General features: G+C 74.2%; 8 protein-coding genes and 3 pseudogenes. 3 read left to right on the top strand and 8 right to left on the bottom strand.

Features of this window, described 5'->3' with window-relative positions:
• Positions 1-28 precede the first annotated feature (28 nt).
• Positions 29-913 carry an arylamine N-acetyltransferase family protein gene (locus D6270_RS15870; protein WP_109164819.1) on the top strand — a complete coding sequence of 295 codons (885 nt, stop codon included), beginning with the start codon at positions 29-31 and terminating at the stop codon, positions 911-913.
• A 71-nt stretch (positions 914-984) separates the two neighbouring features.
• Here D6270_RS15870 and D6270_RS15875 read toward each other — a convergent pair whose 3' ends face one another.
• Positions 985-2,208, bottom strand: coding sequence for an MFS transporter (locus D6270_RS15875; protein WP_109164818.1), 1,224 nt, complete (start codon positions 2,206-2,208; stop codon positions 985-987).
• A 95-nt stretch (positions 2,209-2,303) separates the two neighbouring features.
• Positions 2,304-3,376 (bottom strand): annotated as a pseudogene (locus tag D6270_RS15880) (alkene reductase).
• Positions 3,377-3,555: 179 nt separating this feature from the next.
• Here D6270_RS15880 and D6270_RS15885 point away from each other — a divergent pair.
• Together D6270_RS15885 and D6270_RS15890 are read left to right on the top strand one after the other, a co-directional pair.
• Positions 3,556-6,249, top strand: a complete 2,694-nt coding sequence (locus D6270_RS15885) for a helix-turn-helix transcriptional regulator (protein ID WP_109164816.1) — start codon at positions 3,556-3,558, stop codon at positions 6,247-6,249.
• Positions 6,250-6,731: 482 nt separating this feature from the next.
• A complete protein-coding gene (locus D6270_RS15890) occupies positions 6,732-8,552 on the top strand; it encodes a helix-turn-helix domain-containing protein (protein ID WP_225976869.1) in 1,821 nt (606 codons plus the stop codon).
• Positions 8,553-8,592: 40 nt separating this feature from the next.
• Here the strand turns inward: D6270_RS15890 and D6270_RS15895 are convergent, their stop codons facing one another.
• The 6 genes and pseudogenes from D6270_RS15895 to D6270_RS33660 form a co-directional block, all read right to left on the bottom strand.
• Positions 8,593-9,819, bottom strand: coding sequence for an IS701 family transposase (locus D6270_RS15895; RefSeq protein WP_109164814.1), 1,227 nt, complete (start codon positions 9,817-9,819; stop codon positions 8,593-8,595).
• A gap of 429 nt (positions 9,820-10,248) precedes the next feature.
• Positions 10,249-11,005, bottom strand: a pseudogene (locus tag D6270_RS15900) (S8 family serine peptidase).
• A gap of 73 nt (positions 11,006-11,078) precedes the next feature.
• A complete protein-coding gene (locus D6270_RS15905) occupies positions 11,079-12,344 on the bottom strand; it encodes a sensor histidine kinase (RefSeq protein ID WP_109164813.1) in 1,266 nt (421 codons plus the stop codon).
• A 91-nt stretch (positions 12,345-12,435) separates the two neighbouring features.
• Entirely contained in the window at positions 12,436-13,191 is a 756-nt protein-coding gene (gene cseB / locus D6270_RS15910) for a two-component system response regulator CseB (RefSeq protein WP_109164812.1), read from the bottom strand.
• 17 nt (positions 13,192-13,208) lie between these two features.
• Positions 13,209-14,084, bottom strand: a complete 876-nt coding sequence (locus D6270_RS15915) for an endonuclease/exonuclease/phosphatase family protein (RefSeq protein ID WP_318780034.1) — start codon at positions 14,082-14,084, stop codon at positions 13,209-13,211.
• A 409-nt stretch (positions 14,085-14,493) separates the two neighbouring features.
• Positions 14,494-17,795: pseudogene (locus tag D6270_RS33660) on the bottom strand (BTAD domain-containing putative transcriptional regulator).
• Between the last annotated feature and the right edge of the window lie 122 nt (positions 17,796-17,917).

Genomic DNA, 17,917 nt, shown 5'->3' on the forward strand with positions numbered 1-17,917 from the left:
CCCGACCCCCTGAAGGAGTGATGACCCGATGTACGCCACCGGGCTGCCCGTCGACGTCGACCGCTCGCCCGAGTGGGGAGCGGACCGACTCGACCTCGACGCCTACCTGCTGCGGATCGGCTACGAAGGCGCCCGGGACGACTCGCTGAAGACCCTTCAGCAGCTGCACCGGGCGCACATGAGCACCATCTGTTTCGAGAACGTCGACATCGCGGTGGGCCGCACGGTCTCCCTCGACATGGCCGAGCTGGAGCGGAAACTGGTCCGCTCCGGACGCGGCGGCTACTGCTACGAGAACAACCTGCTGTTCGCCGCCGTACTCGACCGCTTCGGCTTCCCCGTGATCCGGATGCTCTCGCGCATCCGGGAGGGCGACACCAGGCGCCGCTTCCGCTCGCACACCTCCCTGCTGGTCAGGACGGGGGACGAGCCGGAGACGGTGTGGCTGGCCGACCCCGGCTACGGCTACGCCGGGCTCATCGAGCCGATCCCGCTGCGCGAGGGCGCCCGGTCCACCGTGGCGGGCTGGAGCTGGGAACTGGGCGTCGACGACGACCACTGGGTGCTGCGGTCGCGGACCCGTGAGGGCGGCTGGACGGATCTGTACGCCTTCCGGCCGGAGCGCCAGTACGAGGTCGACTACCAGGCGGCCCACTACGTCAGCTCCACCCGGCCCGGCTCCCCGTTCGTCAACCGGCTGGTGGCGCAGCGGGGTTCGGAGACCGTACGGCACCGGCTGCGCAACGACGTCCTGATCACCGACCATCCGGACGGGCGCACCGAGCGTGCGGTGCTCGGCCCGGAGCAGGTGGTGGCCGCGCTGCGGGAGAAGTTCGGCCTCACCCTCACGGACGAGGACGTCTCGCTGCTCCTGGGGTTCCTGCACCGGGGGGACGACGGCCCCGCCTCCTGAGGAACGCCCGCTGCGACACGGCGAGGGCCCCGGCACCTGGTGCCGGGGCCCTCGCCGTACCTCTTCCCGCCCTAGAGCAGCGAGACGATCGCCGGTCCGAAGGCCGCGCCGAGCAGATAGCAGAGGTTGAACAGCCCGATCGCCGCCGGGCGTTCCTCGTCGGGCACCGCCTTGGTGGAGTGCACCGCGAAGACGCCCTGTCCGGAGGCGGCCGCGATCGAGGCGAGGGCCTGCGCCAGCAGGAGCAGGATCGCGACGGTGCTCACCGAGGCGAGCAGCACCCCGGCGGCGCTCAGGGCGACCAGGGTGATGATGACCGGCTGCCGGCCCACCTTCGCCGAGAGGGCCACCACCAGCCAGGAGAGCGCACCGCCCAGCAGCAGCGGCCACACCATCGCCACGCCGATCTTGCCGCTGGACCACGTCGTGTGGTCCGACAGCGCGTCCGGCACCGCGAACATCAGCCCGAAGTTGACCGCCGCGAGCAGGAACGCCAGCACCGAGGAGATCAGGAAGACGGGGCTGCGTACCACCACCGCCGGGACGAACCCCTGCGGCCTGCGCCGCAGATGCCACACCAGGGCCGCGATCGTCAGTACGGAGAGGACCCCGGCGACCGGCGGGTAGTGCGGGACGAAGACCAGGGCCGTGACCACGGCGGTGAGCAGCACCGCGCCGAGCCCGTCGAAGGCGGCGGTCGAGGTCGGCCGGGTGGAGACCCGCCCGATGATGACGAGCAGCGCGATCAGGCTGAGCGCGGGCAGGGCGAGGGTCGCCTGCCAGTTGAGGGCGTCGTTGGCCAGCGAGCCGACCAGCGGCGCGGTGGAGCCGACCACCGCGAGGGAGGCGGTGACGAAGCCCATGGAGCGGGCGGAGTTCGTCAAGCTCATCGCGATGGAGGTGAGGCCCGCGGTGCCGAGGGCCTGGAGCGCGCAGCCGATGATGACGGCCGGCAGCGCCGGCACGGTCAGCACCAGGAGCGCGCCGAGCAGGACCAGCGCCCCGCAGGCGCTGAGCGCGGCCCGGGCGCCCCGGTGGCGCAGCAGCCCGGTCATCAGGGGGGTGCCCACCGCGATGCCCCAGCCGAAGGCGGTGACGCCCCAGGTGACGGTTCCGGTGGTGGTGGACAGGTCGCGGGCGATGTCGTCCAGGACCAGCGCGGGTCCGGCGATGCCGAACGAGAGCGGTCCGGCCATCAGCCCCAGCCAGTAGGTGGGGATGCGCGGGGTGTCGGGTCCGGATGGGTCCGCGTCCGCCGGACGCGCGGTGCCCGGGCCCGCGAGGGATTCACTCATCGGTTCTCCAGAGGTGGGGGGCGGGCCGGGCGGGCTCCGCGGGGGCGGACCCGGCCCGGCACCGCCCGGTGTGCCGGGCGGTCACTCGGCCGGGGTCAGGCGGACAGCGTCGGGTAGTCGGTGTAGCCGCGGTGGTCGCCGCCGTAGAACGTGGACGGGTCGGCCTGGTTGTACGGGCCGCCGGCCCGGATGCGGCGCGGCAGGTCCGGGTTGGCGAGCCAGAGGGAGGCGAGGGAGACCGCGTCGGCGAGGTCGTCCTGGAGGACCTCCTGCGCCGCCTCGGGGGTCACCGAGGCCTCCGTACCCGTCTTGTGCGGGTTGAGGATGAGCATGCCCGGCCACTCGGCCCGGATCAGCTCGGTGACCGCGCGGTGGCCGAACTCCATGATGTGGACGTAGGCGAGGTTGTACGGGGCCAGGGTGCGGATCAGCGTGCGGTACAGCTCGGCCGGGTCGCTCTCGCTGACGCCCTCGCTGGTGGAGCCGGGGGAGATCCGGATGCCGACGCGCTCGGGGCCGATCGCGTCGCTGACGGCCCGCGCCACCTCGTCGGCGAACCGCACCCGGTTCTCCACCGAGCCGCCGTAGACATCGGTGCGGTGGTTGGAGCCGTCGGCCAGGAACTGCTGGATGAGGTAGCCGTTGGCCCCGTGCAGCTCCACGCCGTCGAACCCGGCGTCGACCGCGTGCTTGGCGGCGGAGACGAAGTCCTCCACGGTCCGCGCGATGTCCTCCAGGGTCATCTCGCGCGGCACCGGGTGGTCGACCATGCCGTCGGGGTGTACATCTGCCCGCCGGTGGCGATGGCCGAGGGGGCGACCGGAAGGGCGCCGTCCGGGTAGAGGCTGGGGTGGCCCACCCGGCCGGAGTGCATGAGCTGGACGAAGATCCGGCCGCCGGCGGCGTGCACCGCGTCGGTCACGCCCCGCCAGGCCTCGGCCTGCTCGGGGGAGTGCAGTCCGGGGGTGTCGATGTAACCCTGGCCGATCACGCTCGGCTGGGTGCCCTCGGTGATGATCAGCCCGGCCCCGGCGCGCTGGGCGTAATACTCGGCGGTGAGCCCGTTGACGGAGCGGTCGGCGGAGCGGCTGCGGGTCATGGGTGCCATCACCAGTCGGTTCGGCAGGGTCATCTTGCCCACTCGCAGCGGCGTGAACAGCTCGTCCATGGCGTCCTCCATCGGGTTGTGATCATCGGTGGGATGTCCTGATCACAACGGTAGGAACGGCGCTCTCTCCTCGAATCCGTAGTCTCTACTGCTCCCGGTACGTATTCACGGGTAAGTACCATGGGACCGTATACCGAGGGCGTGCGGACGGATCTTGGAGCGGGTGGAGGGGGACGTCGGTGCTGTACGGGCGAACCACCGAACAGGAGCGGCTGGCTCAGCTGGTGGCCGGGGCGCGTGCCGGGTGCAGCGGGGCTCTTCTGGTGCGCGGCGAGGCGGGCATCGGCAAGACCGCACTGCTGGACTGGCTCGCCGAGACAGCTTCCCAGACCGACGCCGCCGACGCGACCGACGGCCGAGAGCTGCGCATCTTACGGGTCACCGGGGTGGAGCCGGAAGCGGATCTGGCCTTCGGCGGCCTCGTCCAGCTGCTGTGGCCGGTGCAGGACCGGCTGAACGCCCTGCCCGAGCCGCAGGCCGCCGCGTTACGCGCGGTGCTCGGCACCGGCGGTGAGCAGCGGGGACCCGACCGCTTCCTGACCGGGCTCGCGGTCCTCACCGTCCTGGCCGACCTCGCCGAGGACGGTCCCCTTCTGTGCCTGGTCGACGACGCCCAGTGGCTGGACCAGGCCACCGCCGAGGCCCTGCTCTTCGCCGCCCGCCGGCTCGCCGCCGAGGGTGTGGCGATCGTGCTGGCCGGCCGGGACGACGGCTTCACCGCCCCCGGCATCCCGGAACTCCAGCTCTCCCGGCTGAACTTCGAGGACTCCTCGCGCCTGCTGGCCGACCGGGGCCGCGCCCCCGCCCTGCGCTCCCAGATCATCACCGAGTCCGCGGGGAACCCGCTGGCCCTCATCGAGTTCGACGCCGCACGGCGTGACCAGCCGCACCAGCATGCCCCCCTGCCCGTCGCGGACCGTGTGTTCTCGGCCTTTCGGTCACAGATCGGCAGACTGCCCGAACGCACCCGGCTGATGATGCTCATCGCGGCGGCCGAGGGGCGGGGCGATCTGCCGCTGCTGCTGCGGGCCTCGGAGCTGCTCGGCGTGGGGATCGGCGATCTGGAGGAGGCCGAGCGGGCGGGCCTGATGTACGTCATGGACGGCACCGTCACCTTCCGGCATCCGCTGATCGCCTCGGCCACGTACCAGGGATCGGTGCTCGCCCGCCGGATCGCCGTGCACCGGGCGCTGGGCGAGGCCGCCGCGGACCCGGACTGCCGCGCCCGCCATCTGCTGGCCGTGGCCACCGGACCCGACCAGGAGGTGGCCCTGGAGCTGGCCGCCGCCGCCGGGCGCGCCCGGGGCCGTACGGCGTACGCGGCGGCCTCCGGCCTGTTCGGCCACGCCGCCCGGATCACCACCGACGACCACCAGCGCGCCTCCTGGCTGGCCGAAGCGGCCGTGCTGGCCCTCACCGCCGGTCACGCCGCGCAGGCGGACCGGCTCGCCCAGGAGGCCGACGCGCTCACGGACGACCCGGCCGCCGGGGCCCAGGCCGCCTCGGTGCGGGCGGCCGTCGTCTTCGAGCTGGGCGACCAGAGCGAGGCGGCCCACGGCCTGCTGGCCCGGGTCGGTGACGCCGCCACCGCGGAGACGGCCGGGCTGCTCCGTACCGCCGCTGCCTACGGCTGGCTGGCCGGTGACGCGGACGCGGTGCGCGCGGCGGCGGGCCGGCTCGCGGCGGGCGGGTGCGCCGATCCGCTGGCCGAGGGTCTCGACCGGCTCTGCGAGGACGACGCCGGGCACGGGCTGCCGCTGATCGCCCGGTTCCTGGCCGGGCGCCTCGACGCGCCCGACACCCGCGAGGCCGACGAGCAGGCCGTCCGGATGCTCACGCTGACCTGCGGCACGATCCTCGGCGACGACGAGGCGGCGCTCGACCTGGCCTCGGCGGAGGTGCGCTGGTGCCGCTCCCAGGCGTTGATCGGTGAACTCCCGTACGCCCTCGACATCCTGGCGCAGAACCAGGTCCTGGCCGGACGCCACCGGGACGCCGAGGCGGCGGTGACCGAGGCGGAGGAGATCGCCCGTGACACCGGGATGCGGCAGCGCCTGGTCCGGCTCGGCGCGGTGCGCGCCCGGGTGGCCGCCATCGAGGGCGACGCGCAGCGCGTACGCGAGCTGGCCGACGCCACACCGGCCGCGCTGCGCACCGGAGTCGACTGCGCACGCGTCCTCCTCGACCTGGGCCTAGGCGACTTCGACGCGGCCCTCACCCGGCTGGACCCGCCGCCGCCCGGCCCCGACCGGTACACCTGGCTCTCCCTCTCCACCGCCGCCGACCAGGTCGAGGCCGCCGTCCGGCTCGGCAGACCGGAGCGCGCCGAGGAGGCGCTGCGCCACTTCGAGAACTGGGCGTCGGCCGGGAGCGGCGCGGCCGAAGCCCCCTGGGCGCAGGCGGTGGCCCTCAGATGCCGGGCGCTCCTCAGCGACCGCCCGGAGGAGTTCACCCGGGCGCTGCTCCTGCACGAGAAGGGCGGCCGGCCCTTCGAGCGCGCCCGTACCGAGCTGCTGTACGGGGAGTGGCTGCGGCGGGCCCGGCGGCGCAACGAGGCCCGTGGCGTGCTGCGTTCGGCGCTGGCCACCTTCGAGCGGCTCCAGGCGGAGCCCTGGATGCGGCGGGCGGGTGCCGAACTCCAGGCCGCCGGGGAGCACTTGGTCACGGCCCGGATGCTGGCCGACAACCTGATCGACCGGCTGACCCCGCAGGAGCTCCAGGTGGTGCGGCTCGCCAAGGACGGCAGCAGCAGCCGGGAGATCGCCGCGCAGCTGTTCCTCAGCCCGCGCACGGTGGAGCACCACCTCTACAAGGCGTACCCGAAGCTCGGGGTGGGCTCGCGGCAGGAACTCGTACTCCTCGATCTGACCTGAGCACGGCACCGCAACGACGACGTCTGCGACGGCCTGTTCCGACGGCCGATGTTCACGTCCCCGCCCGGCCCCGGTCACGCCCCGGTCCACTTCCGTAGCAGGCCGCTACTCAGCCCCCCGATCCGCGCTCCGGACGGGTGCCCGGCCACCTCCTACCGCCCCCGCGAACAAGGCGAAAAGTGCGCTGCCTACCGCTCCGGGCCGTTCTACGGTGCCCGGACCACCTCCCTCTGACGATCAGGGCATATTACGCTGCTGACCGGCGCGGGAGGCAGCCAGGCGACGCCGCGGCACGGGCGCGCCGAGGTGGCTGACCAGAGATGCCGCCAGGCCGCACAACGGGGGATCACGTGTTAAGACACGAAGCCGAGGCGAAAATAGACGCTGTCGCCATACTGGAACTGCTGGCCTCCGACGCACCACCGGACCGATTCGAATCGCTCCTCACGCGCGCCCGTTCCGCGGGAATGCCGGGTCCGCAATTGGACCGATTGGAGAACGCGCGGAAACTTGGGCTGCACATCTATTCACAGCTCGACCGCAGGCAGCAGCGCGAGGCCAGTCTGTCGGCGCTGGTGGACATAGCCCGGGAGCTGTCCGCCCCTTATGACCTCAAGACCCTGCTCAAGGTGACCACCCGCCGGGCCCGGATGCTGCTCGGCGCGGACATCTCGTACATCACGCTGCTCACCTCGGAGAAGGGCACGGCCCGGGTCGAGGCCAGTGACGGCCATGTGTCGTCGTTCCACGTGGGGATGCAGATCCCGCACGGGGCCGGGAGCAGCGACGTCCTCACCACCTCCGCCCCCTTCTGGAGCGCGGACTATCTCAGCGACGCCCGCTTCCCCCACCATGAGCGCCTGGACGAGATGGTGCGGGCCGAGGAGCTGCGCGGCATCATGGCGGTCCCCCTGAGCCACGGCAGCGGGCCGTTCGGGGTGCTGCACGTCGCCGACCGGGAGCCGCGCCACTTCTCGGCGGACGAGGTGTCCCTGATGAGTTCGCTGGGCGATCTCGCGGGTGCCGTCATCGAGAAGGCATGGCTGATGGACCGGACCGCCGCCGAGGTGGAGATGCTCCAGCGGCGCACCGAGGAGGCGGAGGCCGGCTACCGGCAGTGGCAGGAGGTCGGCGACATCCACGATTTCCTGATGTCGCAGGTGCTCTCCGGGTGCGATCTGCAGAGCCTGGCCGACGAGGCGGCCGACGGCCTCGGCGGGGTGCTGACCGTCTGCGCGGGCGACGGCACCGTCCTGGCCAGCACCGCCGGGGCGCAGCCCGACGAGGACCTGATGATCTCCCGGGCGATGATGGACGCCCACGCCGCGGGCAAGGCGGTCCGGGTGAAGAACACGGTGTGGGCGGCGCCGGTGATGATGGGCGACGAGAACCTGGGCGCGGTGCTGCTGCGCACCGAGCGCCCGCTGTGGGAGTCCGGGGTCCGGCTGCTGGGCCTGGTGGCACAGGCCACCGCCGTGCTGCTGCTCATGCAGAACCGCCACGGCATCGTGATGGAGAGCCAGGCCCGCGACGGCTTCCTGGACGACCTCGTCAACCGCACCCGCTCCACCCGGGAGCTGGACCGGCGGGCCCGCAAGCTGGGCGTCGCCCTGGAGGAGTCGTACGTCATCGTGGTCGCCAGCCCGGTCGGCGACGCCCGGCGCAAGGCGATGATCTGGGCCTCCTCCTACGCCCACCGCAACGACGGGCTGAAGTCGGAGCAGTCGGGCCGGGTGGTCTTCCTGCTGCCCGGCACCGACGCGGCCGAGGTGGCCCGCGAGGTGCACAACGACCTCTCCCCGCTGCTCCGGCACCTGGTGACGGTCAGCGCCGCCGGGCCGGTCTCCGGTGCGGGCCCGATCCACCGCAGCTATCTGGAGGCGCTGCGCTGTCTGGAGGTGATGTCCGCGCTGGGCCTCTCCGGCCGCTCGGCCGCCGCCTCCGAGCTGGGCTTCCTCGGGCTGCTCGTCTCCGACGACCACGATGTGGACGGGTTCATCGACTCGGTGATCGGCCCGGTGGCCCGCTACGACGACCAGCGGCTCACCCAGCTCACCGACACCCTGGAGGCCTTCTTCAACGCCTGCGGCTCCCCCACCCACGCCGCGAAGAAGCTTCACGTACACCCCAACACGGTCGCTCGCCGGCTGGAGCGGGTCAACGAACTGCTGGGCGAGGGCTGGCAGCACCCCGACCGCGCCCTGGAGGTCCAACTCGCCCTGAAACTGCGCCGGATGCGGTCCGCCCTGATGGGGCGGGAGCTGCACTCGGGCAGCGCCCGCCCGGGCGGGGACGTGGAGTGAACCAACCGGCGGGCAGGGGTGCGGCCCGCCGGTCCTCGCCTCACCACAGGGGGCGGGCCTCCCCGCCCAGCCGGCTGAGGGCGACCACGGAGTGCGCGGCCGAGGCGAGGGTGACATGGCGGTGCCAGCCCGCGAAGGAGCGCCCCGTGTAGTCCCGGATGCCCACCCGCTCGGCGATCTCCCGGAAGTCGTGGTCCACCCGGTCCACGAGCCGGGTGAGCCGCAGGAGTTCGCCGGGCGCGGCATCCGTCATGTTCGTCAGCCACAGCTCGCCGGGCCAGGCCCGCCCGTGCTCACCGACCCCGAGCAGCACCAGCTCACCGTGGTGGCGGCGCTCCATCCGCGCCGGGCTCGGTATCCGGGTCCGTACCGCCGCGACCAGGCTCCTGCGGGCCGGGCGCCCCGGTCCGTGCGCCCGCCACGCCACCGGCCGGCGCAGATCCCGGGCGGCCGCCATGATCTGGTGCGCGGTCGACACCCCCGTCCGGCCGCGGAGCAGCGGGTCGGTGACGTCCAGCCGGATGCTGCCCGGCACCCGGGCCAGCACCTGCACCCCCGCCGCGTGGTACGACCGCACGGTGGCCGCCGCGTCCGCCGCGTCGGCGCCGTGGCCGTCGAGGACCACCGGGCAGTCCGGCAGCCCCCACTTCCGCATCATGCCCAGATACGCCTCGTGGGCGCAGTCGGCGGGCGACTCCGAGGCAACGGCGTCCGGTATGGAGGCCTGCGTCCGGCGGGCCCCGTCCTCCAGCCAGGCGTCGGAGAGGTGCAGCCGCCAGTTGACGGGGAAGCTCCCGGCCTCGCAGGCGGCCCACACCCCCACCGCGTACTGGGCGTTGAGCACCTGGCCCGTATACGGCAGGAACTGGCGCTCCACCCCCACCGAGTTCTCCCCGGCCTTCGGGATGACCATGGACCGGGCCACCCACGCCTGGGGCGGTGCCACCCGCACCACGTGCTCGGCCAGCGCCCGGCGGACCGGCGTCCACCCCCAGGTGGAGCTGGCGACGAAGTGGTGCAGGCTCTGCTCGGTGGCGCTGCCGCCCAGGACGCCGGCGATGTTCCGTATCGACTTGCGGCCCTCCGCCGCGATCAGCGCCTGGAGGTAGTGCATGCCCCGGCGGCGCTGGTCACTGCGCGGCAGGGAGAGGAACAGGCGTGATCCGAGTTCGCCGAGCACGATGTCCTCGACTCCGGACGCGTCGAGTGGCAGGCAGGGCTGCTCGCCCGATAATCGGTTGTCTGTGTAAAGAGCAGCGGCACTCATCCCTGTACCTTCCCTCTAGGCGGCGCTCGTGGGAATTTCTTTACCTACGGTGCGGGCCGGGCGGGCGGCATGCCTAGGTGCTCCGGACACCGGTTTGCCCGCCGATGCGGTGCCCGGTCCACCGACGCCATAATTCGGGTGGGCCGACTGCGACCTGCGTCACGTGGGAGGCGGTGGTGAGGCACCACGCAACCGGTCTGTTACACCCCGACAACACAGGGAGACCCCGGCGGCGGGCCGCATCACCGCACGACAGGGCGCATGGCCCACCGGGTGTGCCCGGACCCCTTGCACGGAGCGTGACCCGCGCCGGGCGTCCGCTCACCTTGCGTGCACCGGCCCCTGGGATCGGCCGAAAGCCGTGGCCGGCAAGGGGATCACCCCTGTACCGGCCACGGCCTCGGAGCACCGCTTCACTGGACCGCCGCGTTACGGAACCAGCCGGAGCAGCTTGTCCGGGGAGCCGGACCCGATGCCGGTCAGGACATTGCTGGTCGCGCCGTTCACGAGGGCGGAGCCCACGGCGGCCGGGGAGGCGCCGGGGTGGTTCGTCAGGTGGACGGCGGCCGCACCGGCGACGTGCGGCGCCGCGAAGGAGGTGCCGTTGCCGGTGTGGGTGGCGGTGATCCAGTCGACGCCCGCGATGACCCCGGCGGTGGTGCCGGAGCCGTTGTTGTCGAGAACGCGCACGGCGACGATCTTCGCCTCCTTGGCGACGCCGTAGGTGGTTCCGGCGGCGGTCGTGGCGACGTGCGTGCCATGGCCGTTGCCGACCTGGGCGGTGGCGTCGTTGTCGACGAAGTCCCAGCCGTACGAGGCCCGGCCCGCGATGTCCTGGTGGGTGATGCGGACACCGGTGTCCAGGACGAAGACGGTGCTGTTGCCCCGCCGGAGTCCGGGTAGGTGTACGTGCCGTTCAGCGGCAGGTCGGGCTGGTCGATCCGGTCGAGCCCCCAGGGCGCGTCGGTCTGGGTGGCGGTCGAGCGGACCCTCCGGTCCTGCTCCACCGAGGCCACCGCCGGATCGGCGGCGAGCCGCTCGGCCCGGGCGCCGCTGAGCTGGGCGGCGTACCCGTTCAGCGCGATGGTGTAGGTCCGCCTGATCTGCCCGCGGGCGCGGGAGCGGGAGCCGCCTGCGCCGGTGAGGCCGCTCCGGCTCCGACGACAATTGCCTGACGGAACGTCATCTTGTCTCACCCGCAAGGCAATACAGCTGTCCTCTGCCGTGCATGCGCCGCCCCCGCCGACCGTGTGGGGCCCTCAGAGCCCGCCGGACGACCCCGGTGCCAGGTCGAGGGTGGCGATCGCGCCGCCCCCGTCCGGGGCGTTCGCGAAGGTCAGGCGGGCGCCGAGGACCGCGGCCTGGCCCTGGGCGACGGTCAGGCCGAGCCCGTGGCCCCGGCCGCGTTCGCTGGCGCCCGTGCGGAAGCGCCGCGGGCCCTGTTCGAGCAGGTCGGCGGGGAAGCCGGGGCCGTGGTCGCGTACGGAGATCCGGGCGCCGGTGACGGTGATCTCGACGGGGGTGGCGCCGTGGCGGTGCGCGTTGGTGACGAGGTTGACCACGATCCGCTCCACCCGGCGCGGGTCGGTCTCCACCGTCCCGGCCGCCCCGGCGCTCACCCGTGTCTCCGTCCCCGTGCGCCGCACCACGTCCGCCACCAGCTCGCCCAGCGGCACCGCGTCCGGCCTGGCCCGCTCGGCGCCCGCGTCCAGCCGCGAGACCTCCAACAGGTCCTCGACCAGGGCGTTGAGGGCGCGCACCCGGTCCCGTACGAGATGCGTCGCCTCGTCGCTCTCCGGGAGCAGCCCGGCGGCGGTGACCAGGCCCATCAGCGGGGTGCGCAGCTCGTGGGCGACGTCGGCGGTGAAGCGCTGCTCGTTCTCCAGCTTGCGCTGGAGGGCGGTGGCCATGTCGTCGACGGCGGCCGACATCTCGGTGATCTCATCGCGGGCCCGCCCGGTGGAGCCGATCCGCGCGTCCAGCTCCCCGTCCGCGATCCGCCGGGCGGTACGGGCTCCGTGGCGCAGCCGCCGGTTGATGGGCTCGGTGACGAGGGCGGCGAGCGGGACGACGAAGACGAGGGCCGCGAGGACGGATTTCACGATGGAGCGGTCCAGGAGCTGGAGGCTGCGGACCTCGGTGCTCATGTCGTCCCGTACGACGAGGACCTGACCGTCGCCCACGGCCACGGCGCCCCACATCCAGTACCAGTTGGGCGGATCGGCGTCGTACCAGGTGGCGTACTCGCCGCCGGTGTCCGGCTGGTCGGCCAGATCGCGCGCCAGCGGCTCGGGCAGCTCCTGACGGGACCGTACGTCGACGTCCGGCGGCGCCTTTCCCGTACGGCCCAGCTCGCGCTCGGCCGCGACGAGCCGGGTGATCGTGCGTTCGTGGCCCACGCGCAGCCCGCGCTCACGGGTCGCGTCGTGGACCAGGAAGCCGATGGCCGCCGCCACCGCGCAGCAGGCCGCGGCGGTGAGTGCGGCGATCTTCCAGCGCAGGGCGCGGGGGTTGAGGAGGCCCATGGTGATCCGTCGGTCGTGGGTTGGTCGGTCATGGGTCGGTCGGTCAGTGGTCGGTCCGCCGGTGGTCGGTCCGCAGTCGGCCGGTCTGCCGTCAGGTGCGGACGAGTTTGTAGCCGAAGCCGCGTACGGTCTCGATCCTGCCGCTGCCGATCTTCTTGCGCAGCCGCAGCACGCACAGGTCGACGACCCGGGTGTCGCCCTCCCAGCCGTAGTCCCACACCTCGCGCAGCAGCCGGCGGCGGTCCAGGACCGAGCCGGGCGCGGCGGCGAACTCCAGCAGCAGCCGCAGTTCGGTGGGGGTCAGCGGTACGGGCGTCCCCGCGCGGTGCACCTCCATGCCGAGGGTGTCGACGGTCAGGTCGCCGAAGACCAGCACCTGGCCGGGGGCCCCGGGCGGCGGGCTCTGGGACGGCGCGAAGGTGGCGCGGCGCAGCAGGGCGCGGATGCGGGCCACCAGGACGGGGGTGTCCACGGGCTTGATGACGTAGTCGTCGGCGCCCGCCTCCAGGCCCGCCACCACGTCCAGCGCGTCGCCGCGCGCCGACATCATCAGGACCGGCACCAGGCTCTCCTCACGGATGCGGTGGCAGAGGCCGATGCCGTCCAGCTCGGGCAGCATCACATCCAGGATCAGCAGGTCGTACGCGCCCGCGCGAAAAGCCTCCAGGCCGCTGAGCCCGTCGGCCGCCACCGCCACGCGGTAGCCGTAGCGCTCCAAGGCCAGTTGGACGGCGCGCCGGATCGTGGCGTCGTCCTCGACGACGAGCACGCTGACGGGGTCGGGGACCCGGGGTTCCGGCACGGTTCCTGCCTGGTCATGGGGAGAGTAACGGGGTGCTTCGCGCATCGTAGGCCGCCTGCGGGTCAGAGCCTGAGCGTCGCCGCCACCGGGCGGTGGTCGCTGCCCGTGGCGGGCAGGGTCCAGGAGGCGAGCGGGGTCAGGCCCTTGACGAGTACGTCATCGATGCGGACCACCGGGAACCCGGCCGGGTACGTGAACCCGAAGCCGCTCCCCGCCTCCCGCTGGGCCGAGCGCAGCTGCGAGGTGACGGGGGCCAACGCCCGGTCCTGGTACGTGCCGTTGAAGTCGCCCAGCACGACGACGCGGGGCGTGCTCTCGGCCCGTACGGCTGCGGCCAGCGCGCGGGCCGCCTCGTTGCGGCGGCCGGTGGTGAAGCCCGCGGCCGACACGCGTACGGAGGCGAGGTGGGCGGCGTACACGGCGACAGGCCCCTTCGGGGTGGCGGCTGTGGCCCGCATCGCCCGGGTCCACGGCATGATCTCCACCACGGCCACCGCCGAGAGCCGGTATCTGCTCCAGAGGCCGACGCCGCCGAGCACGGTGTGGTGCGGGTAGGCGGCGGCCAGCTCGCGCTCGTAGACCGGTGCGGACTCGTGTGACAGCTCCACCAGGGCCAGGAGGTCGGCCTTGGCCCCGGCGAGGGCACGCGCGGTCCCGGCCGGGTCGGGGTTGGCCTCGTCGACGTTGTGGCTGAGGACGGTGAGGCCGTGTCCGGTGGACCGCTTGTCGATGAGGGTGGGGCCGAGGAGCGTTGCCCAGACGAGGGCGGGGGCGAGTACGGCGACGGCGGCGAGCCGGGAGCGGCGGACGGCGGCCAGGGCGAGGAGGACGGGGACGGCGAGACCGGTCCAGGGCAACAGGGTCTGGAAGAGGCTGCCGAGGTTGAGGGCGGTGTCGGGGAGGTGTGCGTGCAGGGCGATGAGGACGGCGGCGAGCAGCGCGGTGAGGGCGAGCCGTCGGCCGGGGGGCTTCCCGGTGGAGGTGAGGGACTCCTCGGCGGGGGCGTCGGCCCCGGGGCTCGGGAGCTCCGGGGGGCTCAGGGGCTGCCCGGGGCTCGGGGCCTGCCCGGCGCTCAGGCTCGGGGCGGCCTCCTGGGTACTCGGGCTCGGGGCGGCCTCCTCGGTGCTCGGGGCCTGCCTGGGGCTCGCGGTCTCCCCGGCGCCCGGGACGGCGGTCTCCCGGGCGCTCGGGGCAGCCCCCCTCCCCGGGTCCTCCTCTGTGGTCAGCACGGCGCGGGGCTCCCTACGGTCACGGTCGCGTACACCGGAGGTCGGGTACGTCCCCAGCCTCCGGGGTCCGCGCTTCCGGCCGGTCAGGGGTGTGCTTCGAGGACCGCGCGGGTCTGTTTCAGCTGTGTATCGGCCGGACACCCTCCAGTGCCGTACGGGCCTGGCGGCCCGCCTCCTCCGGGTCCAGCCGTCCGCCCCTCGCGTACGCCTCCGAGAACGCCGCCGCCCCCAGCGCACCCCGCGCCACCGCCGTGATGCGGTCCACGTCGGCACGTTCAGCGGGTGGCAGCGGTGCCCCGGCCCGGCGGCGGGCGGCCGCCGCCGCGCCCAGGAGGACGGCCGCACGGGTGGCGGCGGGAGCGTGGCCGGGCAGGGCGGCCGCACCCGCGAGGCCCTCCAGGGAGAGGGCCAGGGCGCGGGGCTCGGCCAGGGCGCGGGCGATCTCCAGGCCCTGGAGGTGGTGGGCCGCCGCCCCGAGCGCGTCGCCTCGCAGCTCGGCGACGAAGCCGAGCTCGGCCAGGAGCAGGTGGTCGCCCGCCTGGGAGGAGACGTCGCCGTAGCCGTCGCGGATGTGGCGGAGGTGGGCCTCGGCCGCGTCGAGGTCGCCCGAGCGGCGGGCACCGAGGGCGAGGCCCATCTCGGAGTGGATCTCGCCGTACTTGTAGCCCTGTTCGGCGGCGATCCGACGCGCCTGCTCGTGCAGGTCCCGGGCGCGGCCCCAGTCGCGGGAGAGCAGCGCGAGCCGGCCGAGCCCGGAGAGCCGGGCCGACACCTCCGCCTCCAGCCCCAACTCCCGTGCCATGAGCAGCCCTTCGTGCTGCCGGCGCTCGGCGTCCTCGTACGCCCCCTTGATCTCGGCAAGCGCGGCGAGCGGCGAGAGGGTCTGCAACTCACCCCAGAGGTCGCCCAGTTCGCGGAAGATCAGGGCGCTGCGGCTTCCGTCGCGGCCGACCCCGGCGAGGTCGCCGCGGACCAGCGCGAGCGTCGCGCGCAGACCGAGGGCGGCGGCCGCTCCCCACCGGTCGTCGGCCGCGGTGAACAGGGTGAGGGCGCGGGCGTTCAGCTCCCCGCTCCCGGCCGCGTCACCCGCGCTGAACAGGCCGTACGCACAGAGCCAGAGCGCGCGGGCCCGGCGTACGGGGTCGGGGATGGCCTCGGACGCGGGGGCGGTGCCAGGGCCGTCCGCCGTGCCGGCGGCTGCGGCCGGGTCCCCGGTGAGAAGGGTGAACGCGGCCTGGAGCAAACCCAGTTCGGGCGGCCCGTCCGTCACCGCCAGCACCGCGCCCAGGCTCCGGCGGGCCTCCGTCAGGCGGCCGCGCAGCAGCCACCACCAGGCCAGCGCGGTGGCCAGCCGGGCCGCCTCCTCCGGCTCCCCCGCCCCCGCCCGGCGTACCGCCTCGTCGAGTGCCGTACGCAGGTTGCCGGCCTCCGCGTCCAGCCGGGCCAGCCAGGGCCGCTGCCCGGCGCCGCGCAGCTGGGGCTCGGCCTGTTCGGCCAGGGCCCGGTAGTGGAGGAGGTGGCGGTCCCGTACGGCGGTGAGGTCCTCCATCTCGTGGAGCCGCTCGGTGGCGTACGCGGCGACGGACTCCAGGAGCCGGTAGCGGGGGCCGGTGGGCCCGGCCACCACGACCACCAACGACCGGTCGACCAGCCGGGTGACCAGGTCCAGCACCTCGTCCCGGGCCACGCCGTCCCCCGCGCAGACGGCCTCGGCGGCGGCCAGGTCGCAGCCGTCGGTGTGGGCGGCGAGGCGGCGCAGGACGATGCGTTCGGGCGCGCTGAGCAGCTCCCAGCTCCAGTCGATCACCGCCCGCAGCGTCTGCTGGCGGGCCGGGGCGCCGCGCTGCCCGAAGGTCAGCACCCGGAACCGGTCGTTGAGCCGCTCCGCCAACTCCTCTACTCCCAGGGCCCTTACGCGGGTGGCGGCCAGCTCCAGCGCGAGCGGGATGCCGTCGAGGCGGCGGCAGATCTCGGCGACCGCCCGGCGCTCGGACTCCTCCGGCGCCTCCGGGTCGCGCGGGAACCCGGGGGCGGCGGCGGCCGCGCGCTCCATGAACATCCTGACCGCGTCGGCGGGTTGCAGCGGTTCCACCAGGAACATCGCCTCGCCCGCCAGGCCGAGCGGCTCCTGCCCGGTGGCGAGGACCCGCAGGCCGGGGGCGGTGCGCAGGAGGAGGTCGGTGAGTTCGGCGGCGGCGTCGACCACGTGCTCGCAGTTGTCCAGGACGAGCAGGGTCCGGCGGTCGCGCAGGGCGGCGGCGAGGCGGTGCGGCAGGGAGGGGGTGGCGGGGCCGGTGCCGGGCAGTGAGCGGGGGGCGTCGTCGCGGATGCCGAGGGTGGCGGCGACGACCTGGGCGAGGTCGGCGGGGGTGCCGGAGCGGATGCCGGCGAACTCCACCAGCCAGGTGCCGTCGGCCAGTTCGCCCGCCTGCGCCCGGTCCCGCCCGGCGGTGGCCGCCGCCACGGCCAGCCGGGTCTTGCCCACGCCACCTGGTCCGGTGAGGGTCACCAGCCTTGCCTCTGCGAGGAGTCGGGACAGGTCGGCGAGGGCTTCGCGACGGCCCACGAGGGGGGTAAGGGGGCGGGGAGGTTGGAGTGGGGCGGTGGGATGGCGGTGGCGGGTGCGGTCGGTCCGGGGGGCGGGGTGCCGGTCGCCCGGGCCACGGCTTCGGTGGGGGGCGCCGCACTCAGCCCCGGCTCCTGCCGCAGCACCGCCCCGTGCAGCGCGGCCAGTTCGGGGCTCGGGTCGACCCCCAGCTCCTCCGCCAGGCGGGTGCGGAGGTCCTCGTACGACGCGAGCGCCTCGCTCTGGCGGCCCGCCGCGTACAGGGCCCTCATCTGGACGGCGCGCAGGCGCTCCCGCAGCGGGTGGAGTGCGACGAGATCGGCCAGTTCCCCGGCGAGGAGCGTGTGGTCCCCCGCCTCCAGGCGCGCCCGGGCCTGCTCCTCCAGCACGGAGAGCCGCTGCTCAGCGAGGCGCTGGGCGGCCGCCCGCACGAAGGGGCCGTCCGCGAAGTCGGCGTACGCCGGGCCGCGCCACAGCTCCAGCGCCTCGGTGAGCAGCGCGGCCCGGGCGCGCGGGTCCTGGACGGGGCGGGCCTGCGCCACCAGGGCCCGGAAGCGTACGGCGTCCACCTCGTCGCCGTCGTCGAACCGCAGCCGGTAGCCCGGGGGTTGACGCACCACGCGGTCCCGGCCGATGGCCCGGCGCAGCTGGGAGACCTTGGCCTGGAGCGCGCCCGCGGGCCTGCCCGGAGGCGCGTCGCCCCACAGGTCGTGGATGAGGCGGTCGGCGGAGACCGGCCCCCCGTCGTTCGCGAGCAGATCCGCCAGCAGCGCCCGGACCTTGGCCTCGGGGACCCTGACTTCCCGTCCCTCGCCGTCCCACACCGCCAGTGGCCCGAGCACCCCAAACCGCATAGGCGCCACCGTACAGGTCCGGGCACCGGCCCCCGGGGCTCCCGCCACCCACCGCCCCCGGCCCGAAGGTTTCCCGAAGGTTCCCCGAAGCGCCGGGGCGCAGAGTCGTCCTCGCGGGCGGT

This window comes from Streptomyces griseus subsp. griseus (genome assembly GCF_003610995.1).
Taxonomy (GTDB): Bacteria; Actinomycetota; Actinomycetes; order Streptomycetales; family Streptomycetaceae; genus Streptomyces.

Bases quoted from the DNA above. Each gene is read 5' to 3' on its own strand.
- D6270_RS15870 (WP_109164819.1), top strand. From the start codon at position 29: ATGTACGCCACCGGGCTGCCCGTCGACGTCGACCGCTCGCCCGAGTGG.
- D6270_RS15875 (WP_109164818.1), bottom strand. From the start codon at position 2,208: ATGAGTGAATCCCTCGCGGGCCCGGGCACCGCGCGTCCGGCGGACGCG.
- D6270_RS15895 (WP_109164814.1), bottom strand. From the start codon at position 9,819: ATGAGTGCCGCTGCTCTTTACACAGACAACCGATTATCGGGCGAGCAG.
- D6270_RS15905 (WP_109164813.1), bottom strand. From the start codon at position 12,344: ATGGGCCTCCTCAACCCCCGCGCCCTGCGCTGGAAGATCGCCGCACTC.
- cseB (WP_109164812.1), bottom strand. From the start codon at position 13,191: ATGCGCGAAGCACCCCGTTACTCTCCCCATGACCAGGCAGGAACCGTG.